The 17,519-nt window shown below is 63.0% G+C and carries 17 protein-coding genes; 5 read left to right on the forward strand and 12 right to left on the reverse strand.

Translation table 11 applies throughout. The features are described from left to right. Positions 1–104 precede the first annotated feature (104 nt). Both FJ414_RS07325 and FJ414_RS07330 read left to right on the forward strand, forming a co-directional pair. Positions 105–362 carry a hypothetical protein gene (locus FJ414_RS07325; RefSeq protein WP_140642900.1) on the forward strand — a complete coding sequence of 86 codons (258 nt, stop codon included), beginning with the start codon at positions 105–107 and terminating at the stop codon, positions 360–362. A gap of 104 nt (positions 363–466) precedes the next feature. Continuing rightward, positions 467–1,618: a GGDEF domain-containing protein gene (locus tag FJ414_RS07330; protein ID WP_140642902.1), complete on the forward strand. Its 1,152-nt coding sequence runs from the start codon at positions 467–469 to the stop codon at positions 1,616–1,618. A gap of 20 nt (positions 1,619–1,638) precedes the next feature. On the opposite strand, the gene FJ414_RS07335 is transcribed toward FJ414_RS07330, so the two are convergent. After that, entirely contained in the window at positions 1,639–2,538 is a 900-nt protein-coding gene (locus tag FJ414_RS07335; RefSeq protein ID WP_140642905.1) for a LysR family transcriptional regulator, read from the reverse strand. Positions 2,539–2,649: 111 nt separating this feature from the next. Between FJ414_RS07335 and FJ414_RS07340 the strand changes: the two genes are divergently transcribed. After that, complete coding sequence (locus FJ414_RS07340; protein ID WP_140642907.1) at positions 2,650–3,687, forward strand: DUF1254 domain-containing protein; 1,038 nt, start codon at positions 2,650–2,652, stop codon at positions 3,685–3,687. Between the two features lie 44 nt (positions 3,688–3,731). Here FJ414_RS07340 and FJ414_RS07345 read toward each other — a convergent pair whose 3' ends face one another. The 6 genes from FJ414_RS07345 to urtA form a co-directional block, all read right to left on the reverse strand. Next, positions 3,732–3,908, reverse strand: a complete 177-nt coding sequence (locus tag FJ414_RS07345) for a hypothetical protein (protein WP_095765283.1) — start codon at positions 3,906–3,908, stop codon at positions 3,732–3,734. A gap of 395 nt (positions 3,909–4,303) precedes the next feature. Beyond that, positions 4,304–4,999 carry an urea ABC transporter ATP-binding subunit UrtE gene (gene urtE / locus FJ414_RS07350; RefSeq protein ID WP_140642909.1) on the reverse strand — a complete coding sequence of 232 codons (696 nt, stop codon included), beginning with the start codon at positions 4,997–4,999 and terminating at the stop codon, positions 4,304–4,306. Positions 5,000–5,071: 72 nt separating this feature from the next. Then, positions 5,072–5,818, reverse strand: coding sequence for an urea ABC transporter ATP-binding protein UrtD (gene urtD, locus FJ414_RS07355; protein WP_140642910.1), 747 nt, complete (start codon positions 5,816–5,818; stop codon positions 5,072–5,074). Between the two features lie 7 nt (positions 5,819–5,825). After that, positions 5,826–7,049, reverse strand: coding sequence for an urea ABC transporter permease subunit UrtC (gene urtC, locus FJ414_RS07360; RefSeq protein WP_140642913.1), 1,224 nt, complete (start codon positions 7,047–7,049; stop codon positions 5,826–5,828). Next, positions 7,046–8,662: an urea ABC transporter permease subunit UrtB gene (urtB, locus tag FJ414_RS07365; protein ID WP_140642997.1), complete on the reverse strand. Its 1,617-nt coding sequence runs from the start codon at positions 8,660–8,662 to the stop codon at positions 7,046–7,048. Before urtB ends, urtC begins: the two co-directional genes overlap by 4 nt. A gap of 118 nt (positions 8,663–8,780) precedes the next feature. After that, positions 8,781–10,091: an urea ABC transporter substrate-binding protein gene (urtA, locus tag FJ414_RS07370; RefSeq protein WP_140642916.1), complete on the reverse strand. Its 1,311-nt coding sequence runs from the start codon at positions 10,089–10,091 to the stop codon at positions 8,781–8,783. Between the two features lie 307 nt (positions 10,092–10,398). On the opposite strand from urtA, the gene FJ414_RS07375 reads away from it, so the two are divergent. After that, positions 10,399–10,782, forward strand: a complete 384-nt coding sequence (locus FJ414_RS07375; protein WP_140642919.1) for a hypothetical protein — start codon at positions 10,399–10,401, stop codon at positions 10,780–10,782. 58 nt (positions 10,783–10,840) lie between these two features. Here FJ414_RS07375 and FJ414_RS07380 read toward each other — a convergent pair whose 3' ends face one another. The 3 genes from FJ414_RS07380 to FJ414_RS07390 all read right to left on the reverse strand — a co-directional run bounded on the left by FJ414_RS07380 (position 10,841) and on the right by FJ414_RS07390 (position 13,483). Next, on the reverse strand, positions 10,841–12,412 hold the full coding sequence (locus FJ414_RS07380) for a GMC family oxidoreductase (RefSeq protein ID WP_140642922.1): 1,572 nt from the start codon (positions 12,410–12,412) through the stop codon (positions 10,841–10,843). A 48-nt stretch (positions 12,413–12,460) separates the two neighbouring features. Further along, positions 12,461–13,009, reverse strand: a complete 549-nt coding sequence (locus FJ414_RS07385) for a gluconate 2-dehydrogenase subunit 3 family protein (protein WP_140642924.1) — start codon at positions 13,007–13,009, stop codon at positions 12,461–12,463. A gap of 78 nt (positions 13,010–13,087) precedes the next feature. Further along, entirely contained in the window at positions 13,088–13,483 is a 396-nt protein-coding gene (locus FJ414_RS07390) for a VOC family protein (RefSeq protein ID WP_140642927.1), read from the reverse strand. A 341-nt stretch (positions 13,484–13,824) separates the two neighbouring features. On the opposite strand from FJ414_RS07390, the gene FJ414_RS07395 reads away from it, so the two are divergent. Then, complete coding sequence (locus FJ414_RS07395) at positions 13,825–14,130, forward strand: ribbon-helix-helix domain-containing protein (RefSeq protein ID WP_140642929.1); 306 nt, start codon at positions 13,825–13,827, stop codon at positions 14,128–14,130. Here FJ414_RS07395 and FJ414_RS07400 read toward each other — a convergent pair. Beyond that, entirely contained in the window at positions 14,127–14,834 is a 708-nt protein-coding gene (locus tag FJ414_RS07400; protein WP_140642931.1) for a purine-nucleoside phosphorylase, read from the reverse strand. The two genes, FJ414_RS07395 and FJ414_RS07400, sit on opposite strands and share 4 nt — an antisense overlap. Before the next feature lie 77 nt (positions 14,835–14,911). Then, the gene (locus tag FJ414_RS07405) at positions 14,912–17,494 is read right to left on the reverse strand and encodes an ATP-binding protein (protein ID WP_140642933.1); all 2,583 of its coding nucleotides are present in this window, start codon (positions 17,492–17,494) and stop codon (positions 14,912–14,914) included. Positions 17,495–17,519: the final 25 nt, after the last annotated feature.

Here is a 17,519-nt window from a genome sequence, read left to right on the forward strand (position 1 = left end):
CCGTTTTGCCTTTCTCGCCGGGAGCAGGTTTCCATAGCGGTTGAGCGTCGCGGAACAATGGCCCGGGCTCCGGCATCGGGAGAGCCCGAAGAAAGCGAGGTGATATGGCTGTCATCCTCATCGGGGCATTGCTCATTGTCGCCGGCATTGTGTACATGGCGGGTGCGGTCCTGAGGCGCGGGAAACTTAGCGATCCGGCACCTGCAGCATCCGATCGCCCGATGCCAAACCTCACAACGCCTGGCCCGACGCTTGAGCCACGTCGGCGCGGCCTCGGTTTCCTCGGCCTCTCACAGAACTGGCCGGGTCTGCTGATGATGGGGGTCGGCATCATCCTGCTATTGTTGGTGGCGGTCTTCTGAATTAATGGCATCTTCACCGCTATCGTAACGTAATCGATACTTCCTTGCCGCACTAATGCACGCACGACAGGTTGCAGAGACCCGGCGGCGGCAAGGGCGAGTGCATGCTTCTCGACTACAATTCATTGCTGCTGGCCGTCGGCTTCTCCGCAGCCTGCCTCAGCCTCACACTGTTCGGAACATGGCTGACCGCCCGTTCCGACAAATTCCTGCTGACTTGGGCGATCAGCGTGCTGGTCGTCGTGGCCGAGGTCTTTGCCTACGAGGCTTATATTGAGAGACCCGGAACGGCCCTTGGCGTGCTGACGCTGGCGCTGCTGCTGCTCTGCTTCTCCGTGATGCTTGGCGCTGCCCATCAATTCAGGACAAGACGCTCGCCATTGCCGTTTATCGCGCTTGGCGTCGGCATTTCCTATGCTCTCGCCTTGCCGCCCATGGCGATCGGCTATGACGGGCTGGGCTTCATGCTGGAAAACGCCCTGGCCGCGCTGCTGCTGTTCGGCACCGCGTATCAATATTGGCGGAGTCGCGCGGAGGCCCCCGTCCACCTCATCGGCGTGGCGCTGCTCTATTCGCTGACGGCCGCATCCTTCGTGCTGTGCGCGGCCGTGCTGGCATGGGACGGCAAGCTCGTCCTCGGCCATGCGCCGAGCAATTGGGCGGAGGATCTGAGCCTTGTCATCGTCATCGCCTCCATGACCGGCATCGGCGCATTGTCGCTGGCGCTCAACCAGGGGCGGCTAGCCCGCCATCATCAGCGCGAGGCGCAGACCGATGCCTTGACCGGGCTGCTCAACCGCCGCGCGTTGTTCGACCTTCACGGCAAGACACCCGTCGGCGCTTTCACGGCTGTGGTGGTGTTTGACCTCGACGGCTTCAAGGCGGTCAACGACCAGTTCGGTCACGCTGCGGGAGACGAGGTGCTGAAGGTCTTTGCCGAAGTGCTCTCCGCCGATCTGCGCCCGAGCGACTCGGTTGCCCGCATGGGCGGCGAGGAATTCGCCATGGTGTTGAGGCGCACCTTGCCCGAGACAGCCGAGGCGACGGCCGAACGTGTCAGGGCCGCCTTCGCCGCGCGCACGGTGGAGACAGAGACCGGGCCATTGCGCTGCACGGTCAGCGCCGGCTTCGCCTTCGGCAGCACGGACGGCATGAACTTCGACAAAGTGCTCAGGGCCGCCGACAAGGCGCTCTATGCCGCCAAGCGAGACGGCCGCAACCGCGTGCTCGCAGCAGCACTGCGCCGCGCGGGCTAGCTGTCGCTCGCAACCGTTACCTATTCGTCGGCATCGATCTCGCAGGCTTGCACGATCTTCGGGAGGTAGCTCTGGCAGAAGTCGAGATATGCCCTGACGATAGTCGATCGGTGGCGCTGTGGCGGATACAGCAGATTGATTGACCACTCGGGCAAGGGATATTGCTGTAGCAGCCTCACCAGGCGCTTCTCGCGAATGGGCGCGGCCGCCAGGAATGGCGGCAACTCTGTCACAACATCGCCGCCGACCGCACGATTAAACAGGTGGTGATAGTCATTGGTGGACAGAATCGCGTTCGGTTCAATGACATGGTCGCCCAATTGCCAGCGGACAGGAGTATCGACGCGCGAGGCCCACACCGCGCACGGCAAGCGATGAAGCGCATCGGGATCGGCCGGCATACCGAAACGCTCGACCAACCTTGGGCTGGCGACGAGAACATTGCGGACGGACATCATCTGTCGCGCCACCATGCCCTCGTGAACGATCGCGCCGACCCGTAGGGAAATATCGATACCGTCCTCGATCAGGTCCAGCCGACGTTCGGTTGAGTAGACATAGATCTGTATGTCCGGATAGCGATGCTGGAAGGCGGCGAGCAAATCCCACCATGGCTGGACCGTCGGCGGAAAAGACAGCCGCAAACGTCCTCTCAACTGGGCCTGGTCGCTCACCACAGCCTGCTCTGCCTCCAGCAATGCCTCGACACCGCGAGCGGCGTGCTCGTACAGCCTCATGCCAGCGTCAGTCAGTCTGGTGCCGCGTGCCGAGCGGGCCAACAACTGCACGTTGAGCTGCCGCTCCAGTTCCCGGACACGGCGGCTCAGTGTCGGAAGGGGTATTCCGAGACGAGTCGCTGCCGCCGACAGGCTGCCCGCCTGGACGACCGCAACAAACATCCGCGTAGCGTTGAAATCCATGCGGCAGGCCTACCATATTTGATAGGATGACTGTCAAGGCTGACTGTTCACTTCCACATCTGGCCGGCGTAGCAAACCCGGGATCGTAAGATCTCCGACCCGGAGGGCACTATGAAGAAGGCCGGCATCAGGATTTTGATAGGCATGTCATTGTTGCTAGCGAGTTCCGTCACGTCGGCACGGGCAAGTCCTTCGACAGCCCAAGCCGTCACATTCGAAAACTACAACCGCGCGCAGACCGATGTTTATTTTGCCGGGGTGGTCAAGAGCGGCGGCTTCGGGAAATTCCGGCATGGCCGCGAGCTCGCCCCTCCCGTGCAGCAAGGCATCGTTCGCCCCAACCGCGACACGCTGTACTCGTTTGTGATTGTCGATCTCGACGCCGGGCCGGCGACCATTACGCTGCCGGACGCAGGCAGGCGCTTCATGGGGCTACAGGTCGTCAATGAAGATCAATACACCCGGGCCACTTTCTACGATGCCGGCAGGTACACGCTAACCCGGGATACGATCGGCACTCGCTATGCGATTGCCGTCGTGCGTTTCCTTGTCAACTACACGAACAAGGCAGATATCGAACAGGTTCACGCGCTGCAGGATGCAGTGCAATTCTCTCAGGAGGGGACAGGCACGTTCGACGTCCCCAACTGGGACGAGGCAAGCCTCAAGAAAGTGCAGGCGGCGCTCTTGCAGTTGGGAACGACAGTTTCCGACACGCGCCGCATGTTTGGCGCCAGTGAAGATCAGGTCGACCCCGTCAAGCATCTGATCGGAAGCGCCATGCTTTGGGGCGGAGCTCCCGAGAAGGACTCTCTCTATCTTCCGACGACGCCTGCGCGGAATGACGGCGCCACGATCCACGAATTGACGGTTGGGGAAGTGCCTGTCGACGGCTTCTGGTCACTCACCGTCTACAACAAGGAAGGCTATCTCCAGCCCAACAAGGATAACGCCTATTCGGTGAACAGCCTGACTGCGAAAAAAGGGGCTGACGGTGCCGTCAGCATCCAGTTCGGCGGGTGCGACGGCCAGGTCCTGAATTGTCTGCCGATCACACCCGGTTGGAACTACACGGTACGTCTCTTTCGACCGCGGGCAGAAATCATCGACGGCAGGTGGTTATTTCCGTTGGCGCGACCTGAGAATTGAGGTTGGCACTCGTTTCATCTGCAGTCGAGATTGAACGCAGGCCGTCAATGGTGTGAGATCACTTCGTTGAAGGCGTCGAGATCGACGTAGAAAACCTTGGTGATCTCATCCAGGAGATGATCCTCGTCATAGCCTTGCGACATCAGGATGTTGATCGCGGTCATGATATCGACGCGCTCGGTGAGACGCCGCTTTTGGTAGTCCTCGACAAAACGTTCCATCGCCGTCCCCTGGCAAGATTCTTTTTGGACGCGTTGACCGACAATCACTGCGGGGAAGCTAAGCAGGCTTGCTTGCGTGGAACTTGCGGGCGGTGTCCGCGCGCCTTCCCCCTCATTCGCGACTGATACGGAAAGCGGCCGACTCACCAAGGCCAAGAAAAGATTAGCATGCGGTATTCGACGCACCAAAGCCGTCGAACACTTCGTCATCCTTGGGCGTAGTGACGCGAAGCGGAGCGAAGACCTGAGGATCCATTCCGTTACTTCGAAGCGTCACTAACGGTGCAAAAACATAGGGCGGTAGGAGCGAGGTTGAACGGCTATTATTCTGCACCGCCGCATCATCCGGCATCGGTGCGCGGCGTCGCTGCTTCGCCCAAGGATGACGACCGGCGCTACACTGTCAGGAACTTCCGCACATCCGCCCGGTCGAGGTCCTCGGCCGGACCGGTATGCACGATCTGGCCGCGATCCATGATGTTGACCTCGTCGGCAAGCTCCCGGCAGAAGTCGAGATATTGCTCGACCAGAAGCACCGCGATCCCCGCCTGGTCGCGCAGATAGCGGATGGCGCGGCCGATATCCTTTATGATCGAAGGCTGGATGCCTTCGGTGGGCTCATCGAGCACCAAGAGCTTGGGCCGCATCACCAGCGCCCGGCCTATGGCGAGTTGCTGCTGTTGCCCGCCGGAAAGGTCGCCGCCGCGGCGCGACAGCATCTGCTTCAAGACCGGGAACAGCTCGAAGACATGTGCCGGAACACTACGGTCTGCACGCCTGAGCGGCGCGAAACCCGATTCCAGGTTCTCGCGCACCGTCAGCAGTGGAAAAACCTCCCTGCCCTGCGGCACGAATGCGATGCCCGACCGGGCGCGATCATACGCCGCGCTCCGGTCGAGCGCCTTCCCCTCGAAGGCAACGCTTCCGCTCGTCAGCCGGTGATGGCCGACGATCGATCTCATCAAACTGGTCTTGCCGACGCCGTTGCGGCCGAGCACGCAGGTGATCTTGCCGGCACCGGCCTTCAGCGAAACGCCGCGCAGCGCCTGGGCGGCGCCGTAATGCAGCGTGGCATTGGAGACTTCGAGCATGGTTCAGCCCCTTCTCCAGCGCTTCAAAAAAGCGAAATCGAAACGATGGAATGGAACCCGCCAGATCATCCTTCACCGCCCTAGATAGACTTCGACGACGCGCTCGTCCGCCGAAACGAAATCGAGCGTGCCTTCCGACAGCACCGAGCCCTCGTGCAGGCAGGTGACCTTGACGCCGAGCTCGCGCACGAAATGCATGTCGTGCTCGACGACCACCACCGAATGGTCGCGGGCGATATCCTTGAGCAGGCGAGCGGTCTCCTCGGTCTCGGCATCGGTCATGCCGGCGACCGGTTCATCGACGAGGAGAAGCTTCGGGTCCTGCGCCAAGAGCATGCCGATCTCCAGCCATTGCTTCTGGCCGTGGCTCAGATTGGCGGCGAACTCGTCGCGCTTGTCGCCGAGACGGATGATGCCGAGTATGTCGTCGACGCGCCGTGTCTCGGCTGTCGAGCGGCGGTGGAACAGCGCCGGGAAGATCGAGCGCGGCCCCTTCAGCGCCAGCATAAGATTGTCCTCGACGCTGTGGCTTTCGAAGACGGTCGGCTTCTGGAATTTACGGCCGATGCCCATCATGGCGATCTCGGCCTCGTCATGCCGGGTGAGATCGACCTGACCGTCGAAGAACACTTCGCCTTCGTCGGGCCGTGTCTTGCCGGTGACGATGTCCATCATCGTCGTCTTGCCGGCGCCATTGGGCCCGATGATCGCTCGCATCTCGCCCTTGTCGAGCACCAGCGACAGATTGTTGATGGCGCGAAAACCGTCGAAGGAGACCGACACGCCGTCGAGATAAAGGATGGTGTTGGACTTGCTCATGGATCGCTCACTCCGCCGGCTGCGGCTCGGGGCCGGTGGCCGACCAGGCGCCCGGTGTCGTCGCCGCCGAGCGCACGATCTTCGGTTCGGGCGCCTGCGGATCGGCGCCGGCTTCCGCCGCAAGCGAAGCCGCGCGCAGCGCCTTCGCCCTGCCGCGCCAGCCGTCCCACATACCGACGATGCCCTTGGGCAAAAGCAGCGTGACGGCGACGAACAGCCCGCCCAGGGCGAACAGCCAGAATTCCGGCATCACGCCGGTGAACCAGGATTTGCCGGCGTTGACCAACAGCGCGCCGATGATCGGGCCGACGATGGTGCCGCGCCCGCCGACGGCGGTCCAGATCACCACCTCGATCGAGTTGGACGGCTCGAACTCGCCGGGATTGATGATGCCGACCTGCGGCACGTAGAGCGCGCCGGCTATGCCGGCCATGATAGCCGAGACGGTGAAGGCGAAGAGCTTGACGTTCTCGGCCCGCCAGCCGAGGAAGCGGGTGCGGCTCTCGGCGTCACGCACGGCCATCAGCAGCTTGCCGTATTTGGAGCGAACGATCGTCGCCGTCACGAAGACGGCGAGCGCAAGCGTGAGGGCGCTCGCCGCAAACAGCGCCGAGCGCGTCGCGTCGGCCTGCACGCTGAAGCCGAGTATGTCCTTGAAATCGGTCAGGCCGTTGTTGCCGCCGAAGCCCATGTCGTTGCGGAAGAAGGCGAGCAGCAGCGCATAGGTCATCGCCTGGGTGATGATCGACAGATAGACGCCGGTGACGCGGCTGCGGAAGGCAAACCAGCCGAAGACGAAGGCGAGCAGGCCCGGTACCGCAAGCACCATGAGCGCCGCAAACCAGAAATGATCGAAGCCGTGCCAGAACCAGGGCAGCTCCTTGTAGTTCAGGAACACCATGAAATCCGGCAGGATCGGATTGCCGTAGACGCCGCGCGAACCGATCTGGCGCATCAGATACATGCCCATCGCATAGCCGCCGAGTGCGAAGAAGGCGCCGTGGCCGAGCGAAAGGATGCCGCAATAGCCCCAGACCAGGTCGAGCGCGAGCGCAAGCAGCGCGTAGCAGAGATACTTGCCGACCAGCGCCACGATGTAGGGCGGGATGTAGAAGGCGCTTTGCGGCGAGACTGCCAGGTTGAGCAGCGGCACGACGATGGCTGCGGCGAGCAGCGCGAGGATCGTGACGGCGATGCGGCGGTCGGCCGAAAGGAAGCGCTGCGCGATCATGCTTCCACCGCCCTGCCCTTCAGCGCGAACAGGCCGCGCGGACGTTTTTGGATGAACAGGATGATCAGCACCAGGACGACGATCTTGCCGAGCACCGCGCCGGCATAGGGCTCGAGGAACTTGTTGACGATGCCGAGCGAGAAGGCGCCGACCAGCGTGCCCCACAGATTGCCGACGCCGCCGAAGACCACGACCATGAAACTGTCGATGATGTAGCCGCGGCCGAGATTGGGCGAGACATTGTCGATCTGGCTGAGCGCCACGCCGGCAATGCCCGCGATGCCGGACCCCAGCGCGAAGGTCAGCGCGTCGACCCATGGCGTCTTGATGCCCATCGAGGCGGCCATGCGGCGGTTAGCGGTGACGGCGCGCATCTGCAGCCCCCAGGACGTGCGCTTCATGACATAGAGCAGCACGCCAAACACCAGCAGCGCGAACACCAGGATCCACAGCCGGTTCCAGGTGATCGCCAGTTGGCCGATATCGAACGAACCCGACATCCAGGACGGATTGCCGACCTCCTGGTTGGTCGGGCCGAAGATGGTGCGCACCGCCTGCTGCAGGATCAGCGAGACGCCCCAGGTGGCCAAAAGCGTTTCCAGCGGCCGGCCGTAGAGGAAGCGGATGATGCCGCGCTCGATGGCGAGGCCGACCAGCGCGGCGACGAGAAAGGCGAGCGGCAGCGCGATGACCAGCGACCAGTCGAACAGGCCGGGGAACGAGGTGCGGATCACCTGCTGGACGACAAAAGTGGTGTAGGCGCCGAGCATCACCATCTCGCCATGCGCCATGTTGATGACGCCCATGACGCCGAAGGTGATGGCAAGTCCGATCGCGGCCAAGAGCAGCACCGATCCGAGCGAAATGCCGTACCAGATGTTCTGCCCGGCATCCCACAGCGCCAGCGTCGAATTGATCTTGCCGATGGCGGCCGTTGCCGCGTCCTTGACCGCACCTTGCGCATTGGCCTCGACGGAGGTGAGCAGCGAGAGCGCGTCGCGGTCGCCGCGGGTCGCGATCACCGAGATCGCCGCGAGCTTGTCCGCCTCCGGCTTAGCCGAGACCAGGATGGACGCGGCGCGCGCTTCATCGAACATCGACTTGACGGCGGGATTGGTTTCGGCGGCGATTGCGGCATCGAGCGGTTCGATGTTCGCCGCATCGGGCGTCTTGAACATCGTCATTGCCGCGGCAAGACGCACGCTCGCGTCCTTGGCGCGCAGCGTCAGCGTGCCCAGGGCATCGCGGATCGTGCGGCGCAATCCGTTGTTGACCTTGATCTTGGTGAGGTCGGCCTTGGCCGCTTCGGCGGCGTTCTCGCCGCTCAGCGGATCGAGCAGCTCGATGTTGTCGCCGGCCTCCTTGCCGACAAAAACCTGGGAGTCGCCCTTGCGGATGTAGAGATTGCCGTCGGCCAGCGCCGAAAGGGGTCGCTCGACGGCCGGATCGCCGCTCGCGGCAAGCTCGTGCACGACGGCCTCGGTAGCCGAGAAGCCGGTTGCCGTCGCGAATTTGGCGATCGATGCGCGAAGGTCGGCCTCGGCCGCCTTCGACGGCGTCAGTCCAGCCATCGTCAGCAGCAACATCAGACCAATTGCGCGCAGCAGCAGCATTGTCGTCTTCAAGCAGCTTTCCTGGTTTCGGTGATCTTGCCCGGGCGGGTTGAGGAACCTGCCCGGGCAGCGGTCTCGGATCGTGGGGCCACTCCTCGACCCGAAGGACCTGGGAGGATCAGTTTGTGCCCTTGCCGCCGCACTTGCCGGTCTTGACGTTGAAGTTGCCGCAGCTGAGCGGCGCGCGCCAGTCGGAGATCAGGTCCTTGGAATCAGGCAGGTAGTCGGACCATTCGTCACCCATCACCAGGCCAGGCGTCTGCGAGACGGTCTCGAACTGGCCGTCGGCCTGGATTTCGCCGATCAGCACCGGTTTGGTGATGTGGTGGTTGGGCATCATCGTCGAATAGCCGCCGGTCAGGTTCGGCACCGACACGCCGACCATGGCGTCGATGACCTTGTCCGGATCGGTGGTGCCGGCCTTCTCGACCGCCTTCACCCACATGTTGAAGCCGATGTAGTGGGCTTCCATCGGGTCGTTGGTGGTGCGCTTGTCGTTCTTGATGAACTTGTGCCAGTCGTCGATGAACTTCTTGTTCTCGGGCGTATCGACGCTTTCAAAGTAGTTCCAGGCGGCGAGATGGCCGACGAGCGGCCCGGTATCGAGACCGGCCAGTTCTTCCTCGCCGACGGAGAAGGCCATGACCGGAATGTCTTCGGCCTTGATGCCCTGGTTGCCGAGCTCCTTGTAGAACGGCACGTTGGCGTCGCCGTTGACGGTCGAGACCACGGCCGTCTTCTTGCCGACCGAACCGAATTTCTTGATCGCCGAAACCTCGGTCTGCCAGTCGGAGAAGCCGAACGGCGTGTAGTTGACCATGATGTCCTCGGCCGGCACGCCCTTCGCTTTCAGATAGGCTTCGAGGATCTTGTTGGTGGTGCGCGGATAGACGTAGTCGGTGCCTTCAAGCACCCAGCGCTTCACCGAACCGCCATCGGCGCTCATCAGGTAATCGACAGCCGGGATGGCCTGCTGGTTCGGCGCCGCACCCGTGTAGAAGACGTTGCGCTCACTCTCCTCGCCCTCATACTGGACCGGGTAGAACAGGATGTTATCGAGTTCCGAGAACACCGGCAGCACCGATTTGCGCGACACCGAGGTCCAGCAGCCGAACACGGCCGCGACCTTGTCCTTGGAAATCAGCTCGCGCGCCTTTTCGGCGAAGAGCGGCCAGTTGGACGCCGGATCGACGACGACAGCCTCGAGCTTCTTGCCGAGCAGGCCGCCCTTTGCATTCTGCTCGTCGATGAGCATCAGCATGACGTCCTTCAGCGTCGTTTCCGAGATCGCCATGGTCCCCGACAGCGAGTGGAGAATGCCGACCTTGATCGTGTCTTCAGCCGCCTTGGCGGAAGCCGAGGCCAGCAGGCCGGCAGCGACGACGCCCGCCGACAGGATTTTTGTAATTTTCGCGAAGTTACCCCTCATATGACACACTCCCAAGCGTGATTGTTTGCATCGCAACATACACCGTGCAAGCGACGTGCCAGACGGGAATGCGCTCGACGGAATTTCAGGATAACGAAGAGATTACAGGCGGTTATCCGGTAGCCGGGAAACTTTTCGCATCCGCTGCAATGCAGCGGGTTGAGAAAAGTTTACGCAATGCTGCCTAGATTTTGCCCAAGTGGTAAAAATGCTTAAACTTTGATCATCAAGGCAAAGCCAGGCTGATCAGCCCTGTTGCGGGCCTATGGCAAAATGGGGCAAGGTCGCCGCGCAAACGAGCGACGTCATGGCCCGAACGATCCTGAGTTTCCTGCTTCTTGTCTCCGCCGCCGGCGGCGCTCGCGCCGATTTCACCGATGGCAAGTTGCCGGACGGCGCCTATCACTGCGAGGTCTACCTGCTCGGCCTGTTCCTCAATCTCGGCGACATCACCATCAAGGGCAATGTCTATAGTGGGCCAGTGACCTTTGGCGCTTCGGGAACCTATAACTACCAGATGAATCCCAATGGCGAGATCACCTGGCTTGGTCCGCTCGGCGGCTACACCAGCGGCGGCAATTCGATCTCCATGACCCAGGCGACGCTGGACGACCCAAGCGGTCCCTCCTTCGACATCATCATGAAGCAGCAGGACGGTGCCTTCACGGCCTCGACCTGCACCAGAAGATAGTCCGCATAAAAAAGGCGCGGAACCCTCACGGGTCCCGCGCCAGCAGGCAGTCGGGAGGTCAGATAGTCTTTGCCGACATCTGGGCTGCGATGTAGTCGGCCTGGCGGATCGCCAGCGTCACGATGGTCAGCGTCGGGTTCTCCGCGGCACCGCTGGTGAACTGGCTGCCGTCGGAAACGAACAGGTTCTTGATATCGTGCGATTGGCCGTGCTTGTTGACGACGCCATCCTCCGGCTTCTCGCTCATCCGGTTGGTGCCGAGATTGTGGGTCGACGGATAAGGCGGTGTCGGGAAGGTCCGCGTTGCGCCGACCGCGGCGTAGAGCGCCTGGCCTTGCTTGTAGGCATGGTCACGCATTGCCTCGTCGTTCGGATGGTCGTCGAAATGGACGTCGGCGATTGGCATGCCGTGCTCGTCCTTCTCATCCTTGTGCAGCGTGATGCGGTTCTCCTCGCGCGGCATGTCCTCGCCGACGATCCACAGGCCCGCCATATGGTCGTAATGGTCGAGCGCCGTGGTGAAGGAACGGCCCCAGCCGCCTGGGTTGAGGAAGGCCGCCATGAATGGCAGGCCAAGCGACAAGGTCTCCATCTCATAGCCGCCGACGAAGCCGCGCGAGGGATCGTGGCGCGCCTCGTCGCGGATGATGCCGGCCATGGTTGTACCGCGATACATGTGCACCGGCTTGTCGAAGATGGCATAGACCGAGCCGGTGGTGTGGCGCATGTAGTTCTTGCCCACCTGCCCGGATGAGTTGGCAAGCCCATGCGGGAATTTGGACGATTCCGAATTGAGCAGCAGGCGCGGGCTCTCGATCGAATTGCCGGCGACCGCGACGATTCGGGCCTTCTGCTCCTGCAGCTTGCCGTCCTTGTCGGCATAGACGACGCCGGTCACCTTGCCGGAAGCGTCATGGTTGATCTTGATCGCCATCGAGTTCGGCCGGACCTCCAGATGCCCGGTCGCCTCGCCCTTCGGGATTTCGGTGTAGAGCGTCGACCATTTGGCGCCCCATTTGCAGCCCTGGAAGCAGAAGCCGGTCTGCTGGCAGGAGTTGCGGTCGTCGCGCTCCACCGAATTGATGGCCATGTTGCCGGTGTGGCACTCCTTGTAGCCGAGCTTGTCGGCGCCGGCCTTGAGCACCTTGAAGTTGTTGTTGCCGGGCAGCCGCGGCCAGTTGTTGGTGCCTGTCACGCCCATCTTGGCTTCGGCCTTGGCGTAATAAGGCTCCATCTCGGCCAGCGTCACCGGCCAGTCCAGCAGGTTCGCGCCCTTGACCTTGCCATAGGTCGAGGCCGTTTTGAACTCATGTTCCTGGAAGCGCAGCGAGGCGCCCGCCCAGTGCGTCGTCGAGCCGCCGACCGACTTGACGATCCAGGCCGGCAGGTTCGGGAAATCCTTGGCCACGCGCCAGTCGCCCGAGGTGGTGCGCTTGTCCTTCCAGGCAAGCTGGGCAAAGGAATCCCACTCGTCATTGATGAAGTCCTCATATTCGTGGCGGGCGCCCGCCTCGAGGATGACGACGTCGATGCCTTTCTGCGCAAGTTCGTTGCCGAGCGTGCCGCCGCCGGCGCCGGAGCCGATGATGACGACCACGCCGTCGTTCTTGAGATCAAATGATGCTGCCATGGTTTCCTCCCATGAAATCTGTCGAAATGCGGTTCGGGACAGAGCGGCTCAGAGCCACTCGATGTCGTTGAAGCCGCGCGCGATGTAGCCGCCCTTGGAGTAGGACTCGCCCTCGTAACCGAAGATCGGCCACACCTCCTTCTGGTTGTAGAGACTGACGACGAGGCCGCCGCGCACCGCCTGGAAGAAGGGCGTCTTCTCGATGCCGGTGAGCAGCGCGACCCGCTCCTCTTCCCAGCCAAGCCCGCGATAGCCGGCCTTGCCGGCCTGCTTGTCGAGCTCGGCGATGCCCTTCTCGATCAGCTCCTTGTGGGCCGGGTCCTTGGCTGCAGTCTCGTCGTGGCCCTTGACGGCAATGGCGTAGTATTTGTCCGGCACCTGGTCGTGCGGATAGATGTCGCGCGCCACCTGGATCAGCGTCGCCATCGTCTCGGGCTTCAGCGCCGAGGTTTCGAGACCCCAGGCGTGTTCGGGGCTGATGACGGCGCTGCCGGAGATGATGAGCAGCGCACCAGCGCCGCCGCGCTTCAAAAGCTCGCGCCGCGAAAGCCCGGCTTTCTTCTCGTAGCCCGGCTTCTTCTCGTAGACTGTAACCATGATTTCCTCCCTGCTTGCTGTTCGCACCCCTGAGGGAGTGCCGTTGCTGGCGCCGCGCCCCTCCGCGGCGAATATCCCCTATTGGAAGCGCCCTCCCCGCTGCAGGACCTCGATCTTGTAACCGTCGGGATCCTCGATGAAGAAGAAGCGGGCGATCAGCGCTCCGTCGCGGTTGAACTCGACGATCTTCTTCGGATTGAGACCGAGCGCGCCGATCCGGTCGTGCTCACTGTCGAGATCGGCGACCGAGACAGCGAGATGACCGTAGCCGTCGCCGAGCGCATAGGGTTCGGTGCGCCCCTTGTTCACCGTCAGCTCCACCTCGAACAGCGAACTGCCATTGCTGAGATAGATGAGCGTGAAGGTCTCGAAATCGAGCCGCTGCGCGATCTCGAGGCCGAAGGCCTTGTTGTAGAAATCGACGGACCGCGCCTCGTCGAGAACCCGGATCATGGAATGGATCGCCTTCGCCAAATCGGTCTCCGCAGCTTCTGGTGCTTACGCAAACGATTATGCGCGCCGGCGAAAAAAGGTGGTGGCAGCCGATTACCACGCACGGAACTGGAAAACGGCTAGTGTCGCTCCAGTTTTAGCTGCATGCTGCCCAAAAGCCTGCCGCGGTTTTGGGGACCGGCATGCAGCAAACAAAGGCTTGAAGCGGGGCGCGCCGAAACGGTTTCAAGCGGCGCGCTTCAAGGACGAAAGTCCGATTGCCGTTGCCGGCCATCGGATCGAAAATGACAAACGCAGGCAGTGTTCAAAAAGGCGCCAGCAACTCAATCGGCGCCCAAGACAAACAAGAACGGGAGGTACCGATGTGCAGAGTCTTTGCCGGACAGGATCCGGAAGGCTACCGGCAGATCAACAGGTCGATCCGCATCGACGGCCATTCGACCAGCATCCAGCTCGAGGCGACATTCTGGGGTCTTCTTGACGAGATCGCCGACAGCCAGGGACTGACGACGCCGAAATTCATCTCGAAGCTCTATGACGAGGCGATCGAGATCAACGGCCAGATTCCGAACTTCGCTTCCATGCTGCGCACCACCTGCGCGCTCTATCTGCTGGGCCACCGCCCCAACGCCGACGAGCAGGCTGCGTTGAAGCAGGAAGCCGCCTAGCTCCCGGCCGCGACTTCGAGCGCCAGCCGGGTCATGTCGGTGAAGAGAGCCTGGCGCTCCGAATAATCGGTCAACTCGCCGGTGGCGATATGATCGACAACGGTGAGTAGTGACAGCGCTCGCGCGCCGAACTGCGCCGCAATTCGATAGAGCGCACTGGTTTCCATATCGACGGCCAACGCCCCCAGCGCGATCGGCTCGTCGAACCGGGCGCGGCCATCGGGATGGTGGAACACGTCGCTGCAAACGGTCAGTCCCGCGCTGCAGGCAATGCCGAGATCGGCCGCGCGTCGCAGCGCCAGCGCATGCAGCGCCGGATCCGGCCCGGCCGGCTGATAAAGCCCGAAGACTTGTCCACTGATTGCTCCCTCAGCCCGCACCTGGCTGGAGATGACGACGCCGCGCAGGGGCACATCTTCCGACAAACCGCCGCAGGTGCCGGTGCGTATCAGTGTCTTGGCACCGTAACAATCCAGCAGCTCGAAGGCATAGATCAGGAAAGACGACACCCCGATGCCGGTTGCCTGGATGCTGACCGGCTTGCCGCGGAACCGGCCGGTGAAGCCTAGCGCGCCTCTTCGACGGTTCACGCAGCGCGGCGCGTCCAGAAAAGTTTCCGCCATCCATTGGGCGCGCTCGGGATCGCCCGGCAACAGCACCGTTTCGGCATAGTCCCCCCGGCCCGCCTCGACATGCGGCGTCACGCGCTACCATCCCCATGATAGACCCATCCGACGACCATCATGGGCAGGGCTGCCGCAATGTGCAAGCGCTAGCTTCTTTAGGACTCCAGCACGTCCTTGACGATCGTCGCAAGTTGCTTAAGCGAGAACGGTTTCGGCAGGAAGCCGAAATGCGCGTCGGCCGGCAGGTTCTTCGCAAACGCGTCCTCGGCATAGCCCGAAACGAACACGAACTTGATGTCCGGTTGGCGTTTGCGCAGTTCGCCGAGCAATGTCGGCCCGTCCATCTCCGGCATCACCACGTCGGAGACGACGATGTCGACCTTGCCGCCGAGCGCCTCGAACACTTCCAGCGCCTCGACACCGGAAGAGGCCTCATGCACGGTGTAGCCGCGCGAGATCAGCGCCCTGACGCCGCCCATGCGCACGGCGTCCTCGTCCTCGACCAGAAGCACGGTGGCCGAGCCGGAAAGATCCTTGGCCGTATCGGCCGGCTTGGTCGGGGCCGCCGCCGCGGCCGGCGCCTCGCCGGGCTCTGCCTGCTTCTTCACCTCGGCGATGTGGCGCGGCAAGAAGATACGGAACACCGTGCCCTTGCCGACCTCGGAATCGCAGAAGATGAAGCCGCCGGTCTGCTTGATGATGCCGTAGACCATCGACAGGCCGAGGCCGGTGCCCTTGCCCACTTCCTTGGTCGTGAAGAAAGGCTCGAAGATCTTCTTCAGCACGTCGGGCGCGATGCCGCTGCCGGTGTCCTCGACGTCGACGAGCACATAGTCGGCCGGCGCCAGTTCGCGATAGGCGAAGGACTTGCACTCGTCGGCGGTGACGTTGCGGGTGCGCACGGTGAGATCGCCGCCGCTCGGCATGGCGTCGCGCGCGTTGACGGCGAGATTGACCACCACCTGCTCGAACTGGCCGATATCGACCTTGACCGGCCACAGGTCACGGCCGTGGTCGATCTTCAGCTTGATGTCGTTGCCGACCAGCCGGGCGAGCAGCATCCTGAGATCGGCCAGAACATCGGTCAGGTTGAGCACTTCCGGCCGCAGCGTCTGCTTGCGCGAGAAGGCCAGCAATTGCCGCACGAGCGAGGCCGCCCGGTTGGCGTTCTGCTTGATGTTCATGATGTCGGGGAAGGACGGGTCCGACGGCCGGTGGTTGGTCAAGAGAAGATCGGACGCCATGATGATGGCGGTCAGCACGTTGTTGAAGTCGTGCGCGATGCCGCCGGCGAGCTGACCGACCGCCTGCATCTTCTGGCTCTGCGCCATCTGCCCCTCGAGCGCCTTCTGCTCGGTGGTCTCGACCGCGTAGACGATCGCCGATTCCTCGGCGCCTTCGCTGCCCGCGCTGTCGGCGACGGCGTTGACGTAGAAGCGGATGTGGCGCTCCTCGTTGCCGGGCAGCACGGAGTCGATCGGCTCGATATTGGCCTGCCGCTGCCGGGCCTTCTCGAAGGCTGTGGCGAAAGCCGGCCGGTCGCGCTCGTGAACGATGGTCTCGAACCGCACCCGCCGGTCGACCGCGTCGCGGTCGACCACGGACGAAAACAGCTGCAGGAAGGGCGCGTTGGTGCGCAGGATGCGTCCGTTCGCATCGACGCCGGCAATGGCCATCGGCGTCGAGTTGAAGAAACGGGTGAAGCGAACCTCGGAGGCTCTGAGTTCCGCGGAAGCGTCCTCGCCCTGGGTGCGGTTGAGCACGATCGTGCGGGTCGGGCCGTTCACGCCTTCGCGGCTCGCCGAAACGCGGTGCATGAAGCGCACCGGCAGCGCCTGGCCGCTCATGGTGGTGAGGTCGAGGTCGATGACGGCGTTGCGGGTGGTACCGGGGTCGGCTTTGACCGAGCGGACCAGCGCCATGCCGTCGCCGGCGATGATTTCCGGCAGCGTGATGGCGCCCGGCGTGAAGGAGGCAAGGTCGATGCCCAGCCACTCGGCGAGCGTGGCGTTGATATAGGTGACGCGGCCCTCCTGGTCGGCCGAGAAGAACCCGGCCGGCGCATGGTCGAGATGGTCGATGGCTTTCTGCAGGTCGAGGAAGAAACGCTCCTGCTCCGCCCGTTCCTGCGAGATGTCGGCGAGCTGCCAGGCCAGCATCGGCAGCCTTTGCCCGGGCATGCTGAAGGCGCGGGCGCGGGCGCGGTACCAGCGCGCGCCGGGCTCGGCACCCGGCTTGATCGACTGCGCCAGCCGGAACTCGCCGTCGCCGGCCTGGCCGTCGCGCAGGCCCGACGCCAGCCGGTAGATCGTCATCGAGGCCTCCGGAACATCCGAAAGCAGCCCTTCGATGGTCTTGAGATCGGCGGCCGAGGCGGCACCCGTCATATCGGCATAGGCGCGGTTGGCGTAGACGACGCGGCCCTTGGTGTCGGTGACCACAAGGCCCTGCGACATCGAGTCGACGAAGGCTTTCGACAATTCGTCGCCAGTCGAGCGCGGCGCGATCTGCACGAAGCCGATCGCGGTCGCGAACAGGAAGCCGACGCCGATCATGGCGAGCACGCCGAGCATGCCGAGCAGGAAAGGATCGCCGAGACGCTCGCGGAACAGTCCGAAGACGATCGCGGCGCCGGTCAAGACGACGATGAAGACGATGAGCCTGGTGACGGCGCCCGGACGCGTGTTCTGGTCGACGATCGGTACCGGATAGAAATCGCCGCGCGCTTCCTTGGCCATGTTCCCCCTGCTCGTGATTCCGGTG

It is taken from the genome of Mesorhizobium sp. B3-1-6, from assembly GCF_006439555.1.
Lineage (GTDB): Bacteria > Pseudomonadota > Alphaproteobacteria > Rhizobiales > Rhizobiaceae > Mesorhizobium.

Excerpts from the sequence above, each read along its gene's own strand:
- FJ414_RS07380 (WP_140642922.1), bottom strand. The coding sequence starts at position 12,412 with ATGGCAGCATCATTTGATCTCAAGAACGACGGCGTGGTCGTCATCATC.
- urtB (WP_140642997.1), bottom strand. The coding sequence starts at position 8,662 with ATGCTGCTGCTGCGCGCAATTGGTCTGATGTTGCTGCTGACGATGGCT.
- FJ414_RS07325 (WP_140642900.1), top strand. The coding sequence starts at position 105 with ATGGCTGTCATCCTCATCGGGGCATTGCTCATTGTCGCCGGCATTGTG.
- FJ414_RS07395 (WP_140642929.1), top strand. The coding sequence starts at position 13,825 with ATGTGCAGAGTCTTTGCCGGACAGGATCCGGAAGGCTACCGGCAGATC.
- FJ414_RS07340 (WP_140642907.1), top strand. The coding sequence starts at position 2,650 with ATGAAGAAGGCCGGCATCAGGATTTTGATAGGCATGTCATTGTTGCTA.
- urtD (WP_140642910.1), bottom strand. The coding sequence starts at position 5,818 with ATGAGCAAGTCCAACACCATCCTTTATCTCGACGGCGTGTCGGTCTCC.
- FJ414_RS07385 (WP_140642924.1), bottom strand. The coding sequence starts at position 13,009 with ATGGTTACAGTCTACGAGAAGAAGCCGGGCTACGAGAAGAAAGCCGGG.
- FJ414_RS07405 (WP_140642933.1), bottom strand. The coding sequence starts at position 17,494 with ATGGCCAAGGAAGCGCGCGGCGATTTCTATCCGGTACCGATCGTCGAC.
- FJ414_RS07345 (WP_095765283.1), bottom strand. The coding sequence starts at position 3,908 with ATGGAACGTTTTGTCGAGGACTACCAAAAGCGGCGTCTCACCGAGCGC.
- urtC (WP_140642913.1), bottom strand. The coding sequence starts at position 7,049 with ATGATCGCGCAGCGCTTCCTTTCGGCCGACCGCCGCATCGCCGTCACG.
- FJ414_RS07335 (WP_140642905.1), bottom strand. The coding sequence starts at position 2,538 with ATGGATTTCAACGCTACGCGGATGTTTGTTGCGGTCGTCCAGGCGGGC.
- FJ414_RS07330 (WP_140642902.1), top strand. The coding sequence starts at position 467 with ATGCTTCTCGACTACAATTCATTGCTGCTGGCCGTCGGCTTCTCCGCA.
- urtA (WP_140642916.1), bottom strand. The coding sequence starts at position 10,091 with ATGAGGGGTAACTTCGCGAAAATTACAAAAATCCTGTCGGCGGGCGTC.
- urtE (WP_140642909.1), bottom strand. The coding sequence starts at position 4,999 with ATGCTCGAAGTCTCCAATGCCACGCTGCATTACGGCGCCGCCCAGGCG.
- FJ414_RS07375 (WP_140642919.1), top strand. The coding sequence starts at position 10,399 with ATGGCCCGAACGATCCTGAGTTTCCTGCTTCTTGTCTCCGCCGCCGGC.